Below are 18016 nucleotides of genomic sequence, written 5' to 3'. Positions count from 1 at the left end.
GGCGCTGAGTTAGCGCCTTTATTATTTTCTCACACATCAAAAAATGGGGCGGGATCTACTTCAAGATTACTTGGCGCAATCGCCTTCGCAATTTTATATTGACTGTTCTTGATATCGACGAAACTGACATCAATAAAACGCTTATATTTTCTTGAGTAAAAGCACTTCACTACTGGCTTTAGAGGTTCATCCGCATTCGATGTCCAAACAATGCCAACCCTACCGTCATTCAGTTCGACTAATGCCCCGACTGGATAGACGCCGATACAGTTAATAAACTTATAAACCAAGTCACGATCAAGATGAAATGGCGTTAAACTCAATATGATCTTAAACGCTTCGGCCGAGCTCATTCCTTTCTTGTAACAGCGATCTGCGGTCAATGCATCATAGATATCCACAATGCAGCTCATTCTCCCATGTAATGGTATTTCATCACCCTTGAGCCCCTTCGGGTAGCCATTGCCGTCTAATTTTTCATGATGCATCAGACAAACATCACGACTGATGCTACCTAACCCCTCGACAGTAAAAATAATCTCTTCAGCATAGACTTGATGCAATTTCATATGCTCAAACTCTTCGGGGGTGAGCTTACCAGGCTTGTGCAGAACTTTATCGTCCACCTTAATTTTGCCAACATCATGAATAATACCGCCGATAGCCAGTTGCTTTAGTGTCTCTTTCGGCAAGTCAAGGTGTTTGCCAAAAGTCACCAGTAAAGTAGCGACATTGACTGAATGCTCAAGCAAATACTCGTCTTTACTTCTTAGTGCAGAGACGCAGTGCAAAGCATCGGAATCAATCAATACCGCTTCTATAAGATCATTGGCCCAACCATCTAACTCATCAACATGAATCGACTTATCATCAAACGTCTGATTAAGAATTTTTTGCGCAAGACCTTTGGCTTCACGAATGATTTTTGACGCTTTCTTCTGCTTAGAAAAACGGCTCATGGGCTTGCGTTTAATTGGTGTTGGTGACGACTCTTCGTTCACCTTGGGCTTGGCTTCAACCACAGGTTTAAACACACTCCCTTTAGCAGACAGACTTTTATCTACCCAAGCGAATTTGATCCCATTCTGAACGAGTTGCTGGATGGCTTTCTTAGAAGAAACTCTACCCGCATTTGCCAAATTGACGCGCTTGTTATCTTCGATTGCCGTAACAAACATCCCAACCATTAACGTATCAATCGGAACCTTTATGGAGTTGTTTGGATCGTACTTCATCTATTGACTATGACAACTATTGTGATTTCTGTAGTTTTATAAATTATAATCACAAACTTATCACTTTACTTAAGCATTCACTCTACTGATATGTCACATAATTAAGATTTTTAACGATGCACACTCAATTCACTCTCTTCCGTTCAATACACAAGTCATAACAACCTCATTCGGCAGCATAGAGCAAGTAAAATCATCCACTGAACGTATATAATACATGGTTCTACAGTATCCAGATGTAATTCTCACAGAAAAGGCAAACGTTTGCCTTTTCTGTTTATATCAGTATGATTCGTATCAATTTCAATCTCCATTAATTGTGAAAGGTTATTTATGTTTGGTACTGCTACCCGCAATAACGCGACACGAGTGTTGCTGCTAGGTTCCGGGGAACTTGGAAAAGAAGTTGCGATTGAATGTCAACGTTTAGGCTTAGAAGTCATTGCATGTGACCGATATGAAAATGCTCCCGCCATGCAGGTGGCGCACCGAAGCTACACATTAGATATGCTTGATGGCGAAGCGTTAGAAAAAATTATCACCAAAGAACAACCGGATTACGTTGTACCTGAAATTGAAGCCATAGCCACAGAGAAACTCGTTGAGCTTGAAGCCAACGGATTAAATGTTGTGCCAACAGCAAATGCAACTCGCCTAACAATGAACCGAGAAGGAATACGCCGGCTGGCAGCAGAAGAGCTCAACCTCACCACTTCACCTTACCATTTTGCTAGTACCTATGAAGAATTCACCCAAGCCGTTGAGTCTGTTGGCATCCCATGTGTATGCAAACCAATTATGAGCTCTTCAGGCAAGGGGCAAAGTGTTATTAAATCAGCAGCGGATGTAGAGGCCGCTTGGCAATATGCACAAGAAGGTGGCCGCACAGGTGCAGGACGCGTTATTGTCGAAGGCTTTATTGATTTTGATTATGAGATCACTCTATTAACGGTTAAAGCTATTGATGGTATCCACTTCTGCGCTCCGATTGGACACCGCCAAGAAGACGGTGACTATCGTGAGTCATGGCAACCTCAAGCGATGTCTGATGCTGCGCTATCTGCCGCTCAAGACGCCGCTAGCAAAGTTGTAAATGCGTTAGGAGGCCGAGGTATCTTCGGCGTAGAACTGTTCGTTAAAGGTGACACCGTCATTTTCAATGAGGTCTCCCCTCGCCCGCACGATACTGGCCTAGTCACTCTTATGTCTCAAGACAGTTCTGAATTCGCACTTCATGTCCGCGCATTCACTGGCCTACCTATTTCAGGTATCACCCAGTACGGGCCTACCGCATCAGCGGTAATTTTGGGACAAGGCCAATCCGATAACCTTCAGTTTAAAGGAATGGTAGACGCTCTAGCTGCCCCACAAACTCAACTTCGTTTATTTGGAAAACCTGATATCAATGGACGCAGACGCTTAGGAGTGAGCATTGCTCGTAGAGAGGCCATTGAGCAAGCGATAGAAAGCGCCGTGTCCAGCGCAGATAAGATAAAAATCGTTTATTAAAACAAAAGCCCCTGAGCTTATTCAGGGGCTTTCATCATTAACTTTCTATCAAATACACTTCTTCTGCGAAGCTAGATAAGCCTTTCTTCGCTATCTTAGGATGGTTTTCATCTGCGTCATCACGATACAGTTTAGTGATGCGGTATTCTGAGAATAAAGAGCGTACTTCTGTTTCGGTCACAGAGAATGGAGGACCCGCCATTTCAGCTTGCGGATAATCTAACGTAACTAACAGAATTCTTCCGCCCGGTTTCAGCAGAGATTTAATACGCTGGACGTAATCTGCACGCATTTCTTCTGGCAAAGCGACCAGAGCAGCACGGTCATACACAATCTCAACTGGCTGAACGGGCGCGGTAAAGATGTCGCCAGTGTAAACAGACAGCTCATCAAACTGATACAATTCGTGCTGACCATTTACAGGGATCACCGTAGGCGTATAAAAATGTTCAGCAAAAAATGAACGTACTGCAATTTTGCTTAGTTCCACTCCCTGAACATCTTCATGCTTGGTCGCTAACCAGACTAGATCTTCCGTTTTACCACACAGAGGGACAAACACTTTATCTTCTCTGCTCGGTTTGGTTTCGGACCAATACTGAACCAGCAGCGGGTTTACATCTTCTAAGTGAAAACCGATTTGGTTTGATGCCCATTTACTGTGCCAAAATTCTGGATCTTTCATTTTTATTCCCTACCTGACGTGACTGCCTCATAGCCTATACGAAAGCGTTTCTCAGTGGTATCCCTCAAGCTTTATAAACCGTTCAGATTGGGTTCAGATAAAGCGTTTATACTGATTTACAAATTGAGAATGAACCATAAGGGAATCGGGCACTCAAACAAATTGAGAGTTAGCTCATACAATTACATCACAAGGATATTCCTACATTGTAATTATCGGACTAGCCCTCATATATAAATTAGAGATTGGTATGCCTTGGTTGTTGAATCTTTTCTTACACCATTTACCCAAGACGCTACGAATCTAAGGAGAGTGAATGAGCCTATTTTTGCGAACTACGGCCCTGATGCTTTTAATGCTCAGCCGCGCGCCAGCTTTCGCCGCTATTCCAACAGCACCCGGTAGTGAGGAAAATCGTTCGACTAACCAGAACGAAGTTTGTTCCAAAGCATTCAAACACAACCTGAGTGGCCTGTATGGCATCCAATCCACACCAACAACTCCACTTCAACCCTACTCTGACTTCGACATTCTATACAGCAAAGCACACCAAGCTCAGGCTGAGCTAGAAATGATCTGTAAGAGCACTGCAATGCTAACTTCAACAAACGCCCACTTTGCAGGTGTGAAATCTGCAGAGCGAGCAAAGCAAAAGATCGCCTATGAACTTGATGGTGATGCTGAGCGTATTACTGACCTTGCCCGTGCAACGATTGTTGCCGATGACATCGAAGGCTTGATGTCAGCTTACGAAGTGTTGAATCGTGAAACCACTGTGGTAAAAGTAAAAAACCGCTTTAAGAAACCTGGGGCTTCAGGCTATCGTGACCTAAATCTATTGGTCCAGCTTCCAAAGACCAACTTGATTGCTGAAGTCCAGCTACACCTTAAAGCCATTGCCGATGTAAAAAGTGGTCCAGAGCATGACTTGTACGAACGTATTCAGAAAATTGAACGTCAAGCGGCTTCAGAAGGCCGCCACATCAGTGAGTTTGAATTCGCTCAGATTAAGTCAATGCGAGCTCAGTCGAAAGCGCTTTACCAAGAAGCATGGCAACCTTATATTACCACCCATCTAAGTGCTGCCTAGGCCTAACTAAATGCGACAGCCCCTTATTATTGAAGGGGCTTCTTTTCAAGGACGATGATGACCTCACAGCAACAAGCGTATCTAAACGAATACCTCACCACACTCACACCTCAACAGCGAGAAGCGATACCAGACACCATCGCTGAATATTTTTGCGCTGACGAGTTTAATGCCAACCAATGCGCCAAATTGATTAGCGAAGGTACAAAGCGAGCGTCCTGTAGCTTGAAACAAGGCTATGATATTGAACAAGAACCTCTTCCTCAGGTAGGTCGCATTACAGTGGTGCTTAACTGGCAGCAAGAGCCGGTTTGTATCATTCGCCTAACAGAAGTTTCTATCTGCCCTTTCGATCAAGTAACTGAAGAGTTTGCCCGCTCAGAAGGAGAAGGTGACCTGAGCTATGAATGGTGGCGTGACGCGCACATTAGATTCTTTACTCAGTACGCTGGTGAGATTGGTGCCAAATTCGATTTACAGTCCGAATTGGTACTAGAACGATTCGAAAAAGTGTATCCGCTGTAAAGCTCCCCCAGACCGACTGCTGAGAGTTAGCCAGACGTCCCTCAGCACATATCCGATCATAAATTCGGCACATGGTAAAACCATAAACTATCCTTTTATCAGTGACATAAGAATAAGAAATGAATCTATGATCCTTTGCAGACAGTTTTTTCTCTCTCTCATTCCTCTGGTAATAGTTAACGCTGCGTGGGCACAAATCGACTACGGACCAGTGCAAAGCTATACACAATCGCCTTTCCATACCAACAGTTTGTCCCCTCAGCTCCGCTCTGGATTTTCAATGGATGAAGACGATATCGAGGTCTATGGTACCGGCACTATTTCAAGTATTTGGGCTGTCACTCCGGATTACGAGTTAGACTACTACCAAAATCAGATTGCCGTTGGTGGGAAATGGCAGTTCTCTTCAGAATGGCAATTAGAGCTAAGCTATCGCTGGAACTATGCTGGCAATAACCACCTAGATCGATTAACCATTGCGTTTCACGATTGGGTTGGCATTGACCAAAATGGCCGAGAGGATGTGGACAACGACCGCTTTGTGATCAATATGCCTGAATATGGCATAGAGTTGGAAGACTTCCGTGGAGAAAGCCTAAGCCACGCGATCACCAGTTACATGCAATACCAATTTATCAATAAAGAGCATCACGGGCTTTCAGTCGGGGCATCTCTTTACTACAACGACACCAAACATGGCATTTTCAGTTCTTCAGAATTCGAACAAGGTATTCAGCTAAACTACGGCTATCGCCGCGATAAACACTCTCTAGACACCCTACTTGCGATTACTTTTCGCAATACACCAACAGTATTCAAAGATATGCCCTATCGCTCTAGCACCTGGACGGTTGGAGCTAGCTATCGCTACCAGCTATTGGAAAGGCACCATCTTATTGGGCAAATCGCTTTTCATGAGGGCGTATCAGATGGGGAGGATGAATTTTCCAAGCCGTCGACCGAATTCACCTTTGGCTATCGTTACCAGATGGAAAACTCAGCCATTGAATTGACCGCAGTGGAAAACATGTTTAACGCAGATAACAGTACCGACATCGCCTTTGGAATAGGATATCGGTACCGCTTTGGGGGCTCAGATAACCAAGCTTAAACTGAAAGCACTCGGCTAACCGCAGAGCTGATTTCAGCATCGCTGGCGTTAAGGCTCAGAGAGAAAGAAACGTACTGGTCACCTCGCATGCTAAGCGAACGGTCAACTTCTGCTAAACAATGCATAACACTGCCATCAAGGATGAATGACAATTCTATTTCTTTCTTGTTGATGAAGCCATTGTTGCGGAATTCTATCTCCTGATAGCAACCAGATTTAGATGAGAAGTTACTGCCTCGCAAATACCCTTTTTCCACATCGGCCTTGACCATTGCAAAGCCAGCCTGCTCTATCGCCGAAATTACTTTAGAAGCCACCGGTAATGCTTTCACTTCAACAAAGTCACGATCTTTAGGATCGATCGCGAAATCAATATCTAATGCTGTTTCTACCCAAACATGACACTGATTCTTCATTGCATTCAGCGCCGTAATCGGTGTTTCATCATCTAACTTAAATTCGAAAGGAACCTGTTTATTTTCCTGCGGCTGAATAGTGAAAGGTTGTACTGCCTGAAGGCTACCAATGGTGAAACTCTGATAGCTAGCACCGTTATCATTCTCAACTTTGACCTCAGTACAGAGTTTAAGATTAATAGCGTCAATTTGCTGCTCAACATCGCCCCCTTGAATATGGACAACACCTTTCAGAGTTTCTCCCTGAAAAACAGACATACTCTCAAGAATCGTATCTACTTTCGCAGCTCCAATACCCAGTGACGCTTTTAACTTACCAAACATAAGGTTTCCTTTTACTTTCTATGTCGTTATCGTGTCTGATTAACATGTCGTGTTAATCAGCCGCAAGTCCTTTCTCTGAATAATGCGTCAACCATCATTTGAACGATTAATCCGTAACCAGAGTTGCAATTTAATGGCAAATGAATCACCATTTGTATAGTCAATTAGGTAATTATTAAGTAATTATGAGCCAATCGCCATTATATCTTCAAATAAAACAATATATTACTGACAAAATCGATTCCGGATATTGGCCTGTGGGTCATCGTATATCGACTGAACTGGAGCTAACAGAACAGTTCGAAGTTAGCCGGATGACAGTCAATAAAGCAATTCGTGATCTAGTCGCTGAAGGTAAGCTTCAAAGGCGGCCTAGGCTCGGCACATTTGTTTGTGCACCAGATGATAAAGCAGAGTCTCCATTACTGGATATTCAAAATATTGCCGAAGAAGTGAAGCTACGTGGTAAAACCTACTCTAGCAAAGTGATTAAGCAAGCCTCGATGCTCGCCGACGAAACTGTTGCAATAAAGTTAGGAGTGATGTTGAACAGCCCGATTTTCTATAGTGAAATCATTCACTTTGAAGATAATTCTCCTATTCAATATGAACTTCGCTGGGTTAATAGCACTTATGCGCCTGATTATCTTGAACAAGACTTTACCCAAATCACCCCAAACCAGTACCTATCCGAAAATTGCCCACTAAGTGCTATCGAACATACCGTTGAAGCCATCGTTGCAGATGATGAGGTGCGTAATGCCTTGAGACTCGGGGCTAATGAACCTTGCCTGCTACTGAACAGAAGGACATGGAGCCAAGATAAGCTCGTGAGTTCTGCATTGCTTTACCACCCGGGCACTCGCTACAAATTAAGCTCCAAAATATTACTCAGTTAAAGCATTTCATACTTTTTACTGATCACATTTTTGCAACAAGCCACTTGATCAATTGTTATACCTGAATAATTATTTGTATATACATTTGAACTTATGGACTCAACTACATGCTTGGAAGCGCTTCTTCATCCTTAAAAACCGACAGCCAAGAGTTGCTGCTAACTAATGCACGACTGGTCTCTATGGTCGCTGGATCGCAAGGGTATTCCGTTTCAGAACCAAGTAGCCTTCTTATTAAGGGTGGAAAGATCGCGCAAATCGGTGGCTCCGAGCTTTCTTGCACCAACTCTTATGATTGTAACCACCAGTTGGTCACACCTGGGTTTGTTGATTGCCACACTCACCTAGTCTATGCAGGCAATCGCGCCAATGAGTTTGAAATGCGTCTTAATGGTGTCCCATACCCGGAGATTGCCAAGCAAGGTGGCGGTATTCTATCAACCGTTCGTGCAACTCGAGAAGCGAGTGAAGAAGCTTTAATTAACCTCGCACTGCCACGATTGGACGGTTTAATTCGAACTGGTGTTACATCAGTAGAAGTAAAGTCGGGTTACGGTCTGACTGTAAAAGATGAGATCAAAATGCTACGTGCAGCAAAAGCACTAGAAGAGCACCGTAAAATTCGAATCACCACAACATTACTCGCAGCACATGCCCTTCCTCCAGAATATGCCGGTAAAGCGGATGACTACATTAAATTGGTGTGTGACGAAATTATTCCTCTTGTCGCAGAAGAGAAACTAGCCACCAGCGTCGATGTATTCTGTGAATCGATTGGCTTCAACTTGGAACAAACCGAAAAAGTATTCGCTGCTGCCAAACAATATGGTCTGCATGTAAAAGGTCATACTGAGCAACTGTCTAACTTAGGTGGCACAGCCCTAACCGCTCGCTATCAAGGACTGTCAGCAGATCATATTGAATATCTCGATGAAGAAGGCGTAAAAGCACTCGCCCAATCTAGAACGGTTGCCACGCTGCTACCTGGGGCGTTTTACTTCTTACGAGAAACCCAGCTACCACCCATTGAGCTGCTTCGTCAACACAATATTCCAATGGCAATAGCAACGGATCTTAACCCGGGCACCTCGCCTTTCTCAGATTTGACTATGATGATGAATATGGGCTGTACACTTTTTGGCCTAACACCTGAGGAAACATTGCGTGGCGTGACTTGCAATGCTGCTCACGCGCTAGGCTTCGGTGACAGCCGAGGGCAAATTCAGCTGGGCTATGATGCTGATCTTGCTATTTGGGATGTGAGCCACCCTGCCGATTTCAGTTATCAGCAGGGTTTGTCACGCTTGTCTGCTCGTGTGGTAAACGGAGAACTGGAATATGTCTAATCTACCAACGACTAACCAGGATTTTCACTGGCAAGGACGCCATGACGCTGAAGATGGTGCGATGGGAAAACGCGTCCATCACGTTATCAAACAGCTGCAAGTACAGGATCTCGAACCTTATCGAAACGCTGTGAGCGTCTTGGGCTTCGCCTGCGATGCAGGTGTTGCGCGAAACAAAGGTCGCGTCGGCGCTAAAAAAGCACCTGATTTGATTAGACGAGCACTTGCCAACATGGCTTGGCACAAAGAAAGCGCACTTATCGATTTAGGTAATGTCGTCTGTGAAGATGACTTGCTGGAACAATACCAATCAGAATGTGCCGATGTCATCGCCGCAGCGCTTCGCTCTACTCCAGTTATCACACTAGGCGGCGGTCATGAAGTGGCTTGGGCTTCCTTTCAAGGACTTGCACGCTACTTCGAGTACCTCAACCCAGTAACGCCGCCTAAGATTGGTATCATCAACTTTGATGCTCACTTTGATTTACGTGCGTTTGAAAGCAATAACGCCGACGTAAAGCCCAGCTCTGGGACACCATTTAATCAAATTTATGATTACTGCCAAAAGCATGACTGGCCGTTCCATTACGCCTGCCTAGGTGTCAGCAGAGCCAGTAACACGCAAGCCTTGTTTGAGCGAGCCAAAGAGCTCAACGTGTGGTTCGTCGAGGACAAAGATCTCGCGCATTTAAACCACATCTATCATCTGACCCAGTTGCAGCATTTCATCGATAATTGCGATTACATCTATCTCACCATCGATCTTGATGTCTTCCCTGCTGCGACAGCTCCGGGCGTCAGTGCCCCTGCCGCCAGAGGCGTCAGTATGGATACGTTAGCACTCTTTTTAGACCGAATTTTACACTACAAACAGAAGTTGGTTATTGCCGACATCGCTGAGTACAACCCTACTTATGACGTTGACAGTCAGACGGCGCGGTTAGCTGCAAGGCTTTGTTGGGATATCGCTAACGCCTTTTCCGAAAAATAGAAAAACCAGAAAGGAAAGCGACTAGATTGCGTGAGAGCTTTGCTCTTGCGCCAGCCGCTTTCAACCTGAAAACGTGAAATACAAGGAGTCTTACCATGACGGAACGCCAAGTAGAAGATATGCGTCTCGATACTACCCGCACCATTCGTGCCCCACATGGCACGGATCTGAGAGCAAAATCTTGGCTGACTGAAGCCCCGCTTCGCATGTTAATGAACAATCTGGATCCTGACGTCGCTGAGCATCCTCATTCGCTGGTTGTGTACGGTGGTATTGGCCGTGCAGCGAGAAACTGGGAATGTTTTGACAAGATTGTTGAAGTTTTAGAGCGTTTGGAAGACGACCAAACCTTGCTGGTTCAGTCTGGTAAACCTGTTGGTGTATTCCCGACACACAAAAATGCACCACGTGTTCTTATTGCAAACTCAAACCTAGTACCGCATTGGGCGAACTGGGAGCACTTTAATGAGCTGGATAAAGAAGGCTTGATGATGTACGGCCAGATGACCGCTGGTAGCTGGATATACATCGGTTCACAGGGCATTGTTCAAGGCACTTATGAGACGTTTGTTTCTGTTGCGAAGAAGCACTTTGATGGTAAAGCAAACGGACGTTGGATTCTAACCGGTGGCCTTGGCGGCATGGGCGGCGCTCAACCTCTGGCTGGCACCATGGCGGGCTTCTCTATGATCGCGGTTGAGTGTGACGAGTCTCGTATCGATTATCGTCTACGTACAGGCTACGTTGACAAAAAGGCCACCAGCTTAGATGAAGCACTGGCAATCATTTATGAATCTGAAGAGCCTGTGTCTGTCGGCCTACTAGCAAACGCGGCAGATGTATTCCCTGAGCTGGTTGAGCGCAACATCACGCCAGATGTCGTGACAGACCAAACTTCAGCACACGACCCACTCAACGGTTACCTTCCAATTGGTTGGTCGATGGAACACGCAGCCGATATGCGTAAGCAAGATGAAGCCGTTGTTGTCAAAGCAGCCAAAGAATCGATGGCGATTCAAGTTAAAGCGATGCTTGAGCTTCAAGAACGCGGTGCAGCGACTCTAGATTACGGCAATAACATCCGTCAAATGGCCCTAGAAGAAGGCGTAGATAACGCGTTTGACTTCCCGGGTTTCGTTCCAGCTTATATTCGCCCACTCTTCTGTGAAGGTATTGGTCCATTCCGCTGGGCTGCACTATCCGGTGACCCAGAAGATATCTACAAAACCGATCAGAAAGTCAAAGAGTTAATCCCTGACAACCCACACTTGCACAACTGGCTAGACATGGCTCGCGAGCGTATTCAGTTCCAAGGCCTACCTGCTCGCATTTGTTGGGTTGGATTGAAAGATCGTGAGCGTCTAGGTCAAGCATTCAATGAAATGGTCAAAAATGGCGAACTTAAAGCGCCGGTTGTCATAGGTCGTGACCACCTAGATTCAGGTTCAGTAGCCAGCCCTAACCGTGAAACAGAAGGCATGATTGACGGTTCTGATGCCGTGTCAGATTGGCCTCTGCTGAATGCTCTGCTAAATACAGCAGGTGGTGCTACTTGGGTTTCACTCCACCATGGTGGCGGTGTAGGAATGGGCTTCTCTCAACATTCTGGTATGGTTATTTGTTGTGATGGCAGCGATGATGCGTCTGAGCGAATTGCTCGCGTTCTTCACAATGACCCAGGCACAGGCGTGATGCGTCATGCAGATGCTGGCTATGATATCGCCAAGCAATGCGCAGCAGACCAAGGGCTCGACCTACCTATGCTCAATGAAGAGCTGAAGAAGCTTAAGTAAGCAAACCTGAAGAAAGGAAAGACAAAGATGTTAAATTTAACGCTAAAGCCGGGAAATATTAGCTTAAAAGAACTCCGTCAGGTGAGTCGCTCTCCTGCAAGATTGACTCTGGATCCAGAAGCCATTCCTGCTATCGATGAAAGCACTAAAGTGGTTGAACAAGTGATCGCCGAAGACCGCACTGTCTACGGTATCAACACCGGCTTTGGTCTGCTTGCTAACACTCGTATTGCCCCAGAAGATCTCGAAACGCTGCAAAAGAGTATCGTACTGTCGCACGCGGCCGGTATCGGCGAGTTCATGTCAGATGAAACGGTTCGTCTGATGATGGTACTCAAGATCAACAGCCTTGCTCGCGGTTTTTCCGGTATTCGCCTTAAAGTCATTCAGGCGCTGATTGATCTAGTGAACTCTCAAGTCTATCCATGTGTGCCACAAAAAGGCTCTGTCGGCGCTTCTGGTGACCTGGCGCCACTGGCGCACATGAGTACCGTATTACTCGGTGAAGGTCAGGCTCGCCACAACGGTAAGATCATCTCAGGTCTGGAAGCGATGAAAGTCGCTGGCCTTGAACCAATCACACTTGCGCCTAAAGAAGGCCTTGCGCTGCTTAACGGCACTCAAGCATCGACTGCCTTTGCGCTCGAGGGCTTGTTTGCGGCTGAAGATCTGTTTGCTTCTGCGACCACCTGTGGCGCAATGTCTGTAGAAGCGGCACTGGGAAGCCGTCGTCCATTCGACCCTCGTATTCACCGCGTGCGTGGTCATCGAGGCCAGATGGACGCTGCACTGGCGTACCGCCACGTTTTGGACGCCAATAGTGGAATCGGTGACTCACACACAGGTTGTGAGAAAGTTCAGGATCCATACTCGCTGCGCTGTCAGCCTCAAGTTATGGGCGCGTGTTTACAACAAATCCGTAACGCCGCAGACATTCTGGAGGTGGAAGCCAACTCTGTCTCTGATAACCCTCTGGTTTTCGCTGAAGACGGTGACATCATCTCCGGTGGTAACTTCCATGCTGAGCCTGTCGCCATGGCAGCGGATAACCTAGCTTTAGCCATTGCTGAGATTGGCAGTCTCTCTGAGCGTCGTATGGCACTTTTGATCGACAGCGCATTGAGTAAGCTACCACCTTTCTTAGTCGACAACGGCGGTGTTAACTCAGGCTTTATGATTGCTCAGGTCACTTCCGCTGCATTAGCAAGTGAAAATAAAACGCTGGCTCACCCTGCGTCTGTTGATAGCTTACCAACATCGGCAAACCAAGAAGATCATGTCTCGATGGCAACCTTTGCTGGGCGCCGTCTGCGTGAGATGGCAGAGAATACTCGCGGCATTTTAGCGGTTGAGTATCTTGCGGCCGCTCAGGGAATAGACTTCCGTGCTCCAAACAAGTCGTCTGCGAAAGTCGAAGAAGCAAAACAGATCTTGCGTGAGAAAGTACCGTTCTACGATAAAGACCGTTACTTTGCGCCAGACATTGAGCAAGCAAACAGTTTACTCAAGCTTGCCGTGCACAATCATCTGATGCCAGATTCGATTTTACCTAGTCTCTGAACACTGTTTGTAGGGCTCCAATTCGGAGCCCTTTCTTGAATTTATCGTCATAATTCAGTAATAACTCCACTGGATGGACCATTCAAAAAGAATCGTCATATATAATCCATCTCAGTTTTGGCTATTTACCGTAAATTATGTTTTTAAAACCATATTTTTCTAACAACGACAAGCAGTTCCAGTTCACTCGTCAGCAAGCAAGCCATTTTGCAAAGATGGTTGCGGGCGACTTCAACCCAATTCACGATGAAGACAACAAGCGCTTCTGCGTTCCGGGCGACCTGCTTTTCGCTGTCTTGTTACAGAAAGAAGGCGTTAGCCAGAAAATGCGTTTTGATTTCTCAGGTATGGTCAGTGATGGTGTTGCTCTGCACATTGAAAACAAGTGTGACAAAGAAGCCGCTGTTGTTGACGAAAGCGGTAAAGAATACCTCCACATGAACCGCGAAGGCGAAGTGAATCGTGATGCCGCATTTATTGAGCATGTCGTAACAAATTACGTTCAGTTCTCAGGCATGAACTTTCCACACATCATGGTTCCATTAATGGAAGAACAGCAGATGATGATCAACTGCCAGCGCCCATTAGTCATTTACGAGAGCATGGAAGTGGAGTTCACTCGTTTAAATCTCTCACATCCAGAAGTCGAGTTTGCAGGCGCAACGTTTGATGTTGAAGGCAAACGTGGTGTCGTCACCTTAAATTTCGACTTTAAAGAAGGCGACGAGGTTGTCGGTAAAGGTGTTAAGCGCATGGTTGCGAGTGGTTTGAAGCCATACAACCAAGAAGACATCGACGGCTTAGTGGCTCGCTTTAACGAGCGCAAAGAGGCATTCTTAGCGCAGTTCAACAAAGCGGCATAGCCACTCTGATTTCTAAAAAGAACCCCGCACATATGAGCGGGGTTCTTTTATATCCAGCGTCTGACACGTTGCTTGTAGTCTAAATAAGCGGCTCCAAAAAGCTCTTCAAGGGCGCGCTCTTCAGGACGAATTTGAAATCGATTCATATATAGAACAAATCCGAAAGCGAACACAATACACAACAAGTTTTGTTGCCAGTAAGCGAAACCAAACAGCAACAAAAACAGCCCCAAATACATTGGGTTTCTTGAGTAAGCAAAGACACCACTATCCACGATCTTTGAAGCTTCTTTGACGTTGACTGGATTGACAGTCGTATTCGCTTTGCGAAACTCATAGACGCCAGATAGCCCAACAAACACTGAAATAACGAAGCACGCCAATAAAACTATCCAAGGTAGTGGCAAACCAATTGAAAAAGTGTGGAACTCATGGCCAATATGATTCATCAACACTCCAATAAGGATAAACAGCGCGACAGGTGGGATTTTTCTTTCTAACTTTTCCATAATCGTCAAGAGCTTTGCAGGTGTTCATAAAAAATAGCCCAGCTTTCAACGCTGGGCTAGGTCTAATCACACAATTTGCAGTAGCGCCTGTAAAGGATGCTTCACTTTGACTCCCTCAAAGCGCTTGACCTGACTTCGGCAGGAGTAGCCTGTTATCAGGCAACGATCTTTTGGCAATTGTTCTAGTTGAGGCTTCCAGCTCAGCCCGTAAATGTTTTTCGACATCTGCAATTTATCAACTTCATGGCCGAACGTTCCTGCCATACCACAGCAGCCAACAGGTACCGTATTCAAGCGAGAACCAAAGTGCGAGAATATTGCTCCCCACTCTTTCTCTGCGTTTGGCATTTTGGTTTTCTCTGTACAGTGAGCCAGAAGATACCAAGGTTCTTCTTCACTCGTACCAAAGGTCTCGAACTCACCCAACCTAGGTTGCAGCCATTCATGAACCGTCAGCACTTCGAAGTCACCACGCTTATCGCCAAGCACTTCGTTGTATTCATCGCGATAGCAGAGCACCAATGCGGGGTCGACACCAACCATAGACACTTCTAGATCGGCCACTTGTTGTAAGAACATCGCTGTGCTCTTAGCACTTTTGGCAAAACGCTGTAAGAAACCTTTCACGTGCTGAGCCTTACCATTAGGTTTGAAAGGCAGCAAAACAGGCGTTTTACCAAGTTTAGTCAACAACTTAGCAAAGTCTTCCACCACTTCAGCATCGTAGTAGCTGGTAAATGGGTCCTGTACGATCACCACATGGTTCGCTTTATCTTCTTTCGACAAAGCCGCCAGGTATTGCAGATCAAAAGGTTGATGATGCTGTAATCGCGACTTGAGTGTTGGCACCGACATGAATGGCGCATCGGTATAACCTACCGCAGAAGCCGTGAGATTTTGGACCCATTTTTGGTTGAGGACACCATTAACTAACTTAGGTGCTTTCGCCATGATCGGTAATACTGATTCTATATTCGCAACCAGATAGTCCTTTGCTGGACGCTGATAACGCGAGTAATAGATATTGAGGAACCTTGAACGGAAGCTTGGTACATCGACTTTAATCGGGCATTGGCTGGCACAAGCTTTACAGGCTAGACAGCCATTCATCGCTTCGTAGACTTCATGGGAAAAGTCATACTCATGACGCTTGTTTAACGAATTACGCACTCTGTCCAGCATTGACTTGATGGATGACGTTTCTTCTAAAGCCTGCTTCTCCAAATCGAGAATATCCACACCCTGCTCTGTAAGCTGACGCAGCCACTCCCGAACCAAGCCAGCACGACCTTTAGGAGAGTGGCGACGATCTGCCGTCACTTTCATCGAAGGACACATTGGCGAAGATGTATCGTAGTTAAAACAAAGACCGTTACCGTTACATTCCATCGCCTGCTTAAAGCTGTCTCGCACTTCAACGTCGATCTGGCGATCAAAGTAGCCGCGCTTTGTATCTGTGACTTTGACTAGTTCTTCTTGGCTCTCTAGTGGTGTGCAGATCTTACCTGGGTTCATCTTGTTGTGAGGGTCAAACGCCGCTTTAACTCTTCTCAACTCAGTAAACAGCTCGTCACCAAAGAACTCAGGGCCATATTCTGAGCGGTAGCCTTTGCCGTGTTCTCCCCACATTAAACCACCATATTTGGCGACGAGCTTAACGACTTCGTCAGACACTTCATGCATCAAGGCTTCTTGCTTAGGATCGCACAAATCTAACGCAGGTCGAACATGAAGAACGCCTGCATCAACGTGACCAAACATACCGTAGCTGAGAGATTTGGAATCCAGTAGCTCTCGGAACTCAACAATAAAGTCAGCAAGGTTTTCAGGCGGGACACAAGTGTCTTCTGCAAATGCGACAGGCTTAGCTCTTCCTTTCGCTGCACCAAGCAAACCAACCGCTTTTTTACGCATGTTGTAGATACGACCAATACTGGCCACATCACTGCACACCTGATAACCGATAATGCCCGCTTGCTCGGCTTCCATCATTTGATCCAAACGTTTGGTCAGCGCCTCGACCTGCTGCTCAACTTCCTCAACATCTTGGCCTGCATACTCCACCATGTTGATGCCTTGCATATCTTTACCGGGCACATCGGTCAGCAAATCACTGACGGTATGCCAAACAATGTCTTGCTTAGCTAAATTGAGTACTTTTGAGTCGATGGTTTCTACTGAAAGCGCATTGGCTTCAACCATAAATGGGGCGTTACGCAGTGCGGAATCAAAACTGTTGTATTTCACGTTCACTAACGTGCGAGCTTTAGGGATTGGAGTGAGGTTAAGCTTAGCCTCCGTAATAAATGCCAAAGAGCCTTCCGCGCCACATAATACTCGAGTTAAATCGAAGCTCTGTGTCTCTTCATCAATGGCATTCTTTAAGTCATAACCCGTTAGAAAGCGATTGAGAGGGGGAAATTTCGCATTGATTTGCTCACGCTTGCTACGACAAACTTGCTCTGTGACCTGCAATGCTTGGTATGCGTACTCTCCCTCCTGAGGACGACCTTGTGACATATCCGACTCAAACACTGAACCATCAGCAAAAACGGCTTGTAAAGACAATACGTGATCAGACGTTTTTCCGTATTTCAGGGAGCCTTGTCCGGAAGCATCAGTATTGATCATACCGCCTAGAGTCGCACGGTTACTGGTCGAAAGATCAGGCGAGAAGAAATAGCCATAAGGCCTGATAACATCGTTTAACTGATCCTTCACCACACCAGTCTGAACGCGTACCCAACCTTCCTTCTCATTGATTTCCAGCACCTTGTTCATATGGCGTGATAAATCCACCACGATACCCTTGGTCAGCGACTGACCATTGGTGCCAGTGCCTCCACCACGCGGTGAAAACGTAATACGCTCATATTGAGATTGGGTACTGAGTCTGCCAATGAGGACAACATCTTGAGTAGACTTAGGGTGAACGACTGATTGAGGGAGTTGTTGGTAAACACTATTGTCCGTCGCGACAGCCAAGCGGCTAGAGTATTGACTTTCGATGTCTCCGGTAAAACCCGATTGTCTGAGATCTTCTAAAAAACTGAGTACGACGGGATCAACATCAGATTGAGAGTGTAATCTTGGTAACATTTGCTTCCTGCCCCTACTGCGCTGATCCTATCAGCATTGGGTTCAATATAATGAGTAATAT

Annotated in this window: 15 protein-coding genes; 10 read left to right on the top strand and 5 right to left on the bottom strand. The window is 45.9% G+C overall.

The features are described from left to right. Positions 1–29: 29 nt before the first annotated feature. Complete coding sequence (locus CTT30_RS07065; RefSeq protein ID WP_252036487.1) at positions 30–1235, bottom strand: cyclic di-GMP phosphodiesterase; 1206 nt, start codon at positions 1233–1235, stop codon at positions 30–32. A 333-nt stretch (positions 1236–1568) separates the two neighbouring features. Between CTT30_RS07065 and purT the strand changes: the two genes are divergently transcribed. After that, positions 1569–2744, top strand: coding sequence for a formate-dependent phosphoribosylglycinamide formyltransferase (purT, locus tag CTT30_RS07060; protein WP_252036486.1), 1176 nt, complete (start codon positions 1569–1571; stop codon positions 2742–2744). A 37-nt stretch (positions 2745–2781) separates the two neighbouring features. On the opposite strand, the gene CTT30_RS07055 is transcribed toward purT, so the two are convergent. Continuing rightward, complete coding sequence (locus CTT30_RS07055; RefSeq protein WP_252036485.1) at positions 2782–3429, bottom strand: thiopurine S-methyltransferase; 648 nt, start codon at positions 3427–3429, stop codon at positions 2782–2784. 316 nt (positions 3430–3745) lie between these two features. Between CTT30_RS07055 and CTT30_RS07050 the strand changes: the two genes are divergently transcribed. The 3 genes from CTT30_RS07050 (at position 3746) to CTT30_RS07040 (ending at position 6155) form a co-directional block, all read left to right on the top strand. Continuing rightward, a complete protein-coding gene (locus CTT30_RS07050; protein WP_239866676.1) occupies positions 3746–4519 on the top strand; it encodes a nucleotidyltransferase family protein in 774 nt (257 codons plus the stop codon). A 57-nt stretch (positions 4520–4576) separates the two neighbouring features. Then, positions 4577–5044, top strand: coding sequence for an ASCH domain-containing protein (locus tag CTT30_RS07045; protein WP_252036620.1), 468 nt, complete (start codon positions 4577–4579; stop codon positions 5042–5044). A 127-nt stretch (positions 5045–5171) separates the two neighbouring features. After that, complete coding sequence (locus CTT30_RS07040) at positions 5172–6155, top strand: DUF3187 family protein (RefSeq protein WP_252036484.1); 984 nt, start codon at positions 5172–5174, stop codon at positions 6153–6155. Here CTT30_RS07040 and CTT30_RS07035 read toward each other — a convergent pair. Continuing rightward, a complete protein-coding gene (locus tag CTT30_RS07035; protein WP_252036483.1) occupies positions 6152–6895 on the bottom strand; it encodes a sporulation protein in 744 nt (247 codons plus the stop codon). The two genes, CTT30_RS07040 and CTT30_RS07035, sit on opposite strands and share 4 nt — an antisense overlap. A 185-nt stretch (positions 6896–7080) precedes the next feature. On the opposite strand from CTT30_RS07035, the gene hutC reads away from it, so the two are divergent. From hutC to CTT30_RS07005, 6 genes are all read left to right on the top strand, one after another. Then, the gene (gene hutC / locus CTT30_RS07030) at positions 7081–7794 is read left to right on the top strand and encodes a histidine utilization transcriptional repressor HutC (protein ID WP_239866684.1); all 714 of its coding nucleotides are present in this window, start codon (positions 7081–7083) and stop codon (positions 7792–7794) included. A 107-nt stretch (positions 7795–7901) separates the two neighbouring features. Continuing rightward, on the top strand, positions 7902–9140 hold the full coding sequence (gene hutI / locus CTT30_RS07025; protein WP_252036482.1) for an imidazolonepropionase: 1239 nt from the start codon (positions 7902–7904) through the stop codon (positions 9138–9140). Further along, on the top strand, positions 9133–10131 hold the full coding sequence (gene hutG, locus CTT30_RS07020) for a formimidoylglutamase (RefSeq protein WP_171353390.1): 999 nt from the start codon (positions 9133–9135) through the stop codon (positions 10129–10131). Before hutI ends, hutG begins: the two co-directional genes overlap by 8 nt. A gap of 95 nt (positions 10132–10226) precedes the next feature. After that, positions 10227–11924, top strand: a complete 1698-nt coding sequence (gene hutU / locus CTT30_RS07015) for a urocanate hydratase (RefSeq protein WP_252036481.1) — start codon at positions 10227–10229, stop codon at positions 11922–11924. 27 nt (positions 11925–11951) lie between these two features. Beyond that, on the top strand, positions 11952–13484 hold the full coding sequence (gene hutH, locus CTT30_RS07010) for a histidine ammonia-lyase (RefSeq protein WP_252036480.1): 1533 nt from the start codon (positions 11952–11954) through the stop codon (positions 13482–13484). 137 nt (positions 13485–13621) lie between these two features. Next, complete coding sequence (locus CTT30_RS07005; protein ID WP_252036479.1) at positions 13622–14347, top strand: DUF3581 domain-containing protein; 726 nt, start codon at positions 13622–13624, stop codon at positions 14345–14347. A gap of 47 nt (positions 14348–14394) precedes the next feature. Here the strand turns inward: CTT30_RS07005 and CTT30_RS07000 are convergent, their stop codons facing one another. Beyond that, positions 14395–14856 (bottom strand): methyltransferase family protein, encoded by a 462-nt coding sequence (locus CTT30_RS07000; protein ID WP_252036478.1) that lies wholly within the window; start codon positions 14854–14856, stop codon positions 14395–14397. 66 nt (positions 14857–14922) lie between these two features. Beyond that, positions 14923–17955 (bottom strand): D-2-hydroxyglutarate dehydrogenase YdiJ, encoded by a 3033-nt coding sequence (gene ydiJ, locus CTT30_RS06995; protein ID WP_252036477.1) that lies wholly within the window; start codon positions 17953–17955, stop codon positions 14923–14925. Positions 17956–18016: the final 61 nt, after the last annotated feature.

Source organism: Vibrio coralliilyticus (assembly GCF_024449095.1).
Classification (GTDB): Bacteria; Pseudomonadota; Gammaproteobacteria; order Enterobacterales; family Vibrionaceae; genus Vibrio; species Vibrio coralliilyticus_A.
Note: the sequence above shows the minus strand (reverse complement) of the source record. Positions and strands in the feature narration are given on the sequence as shown.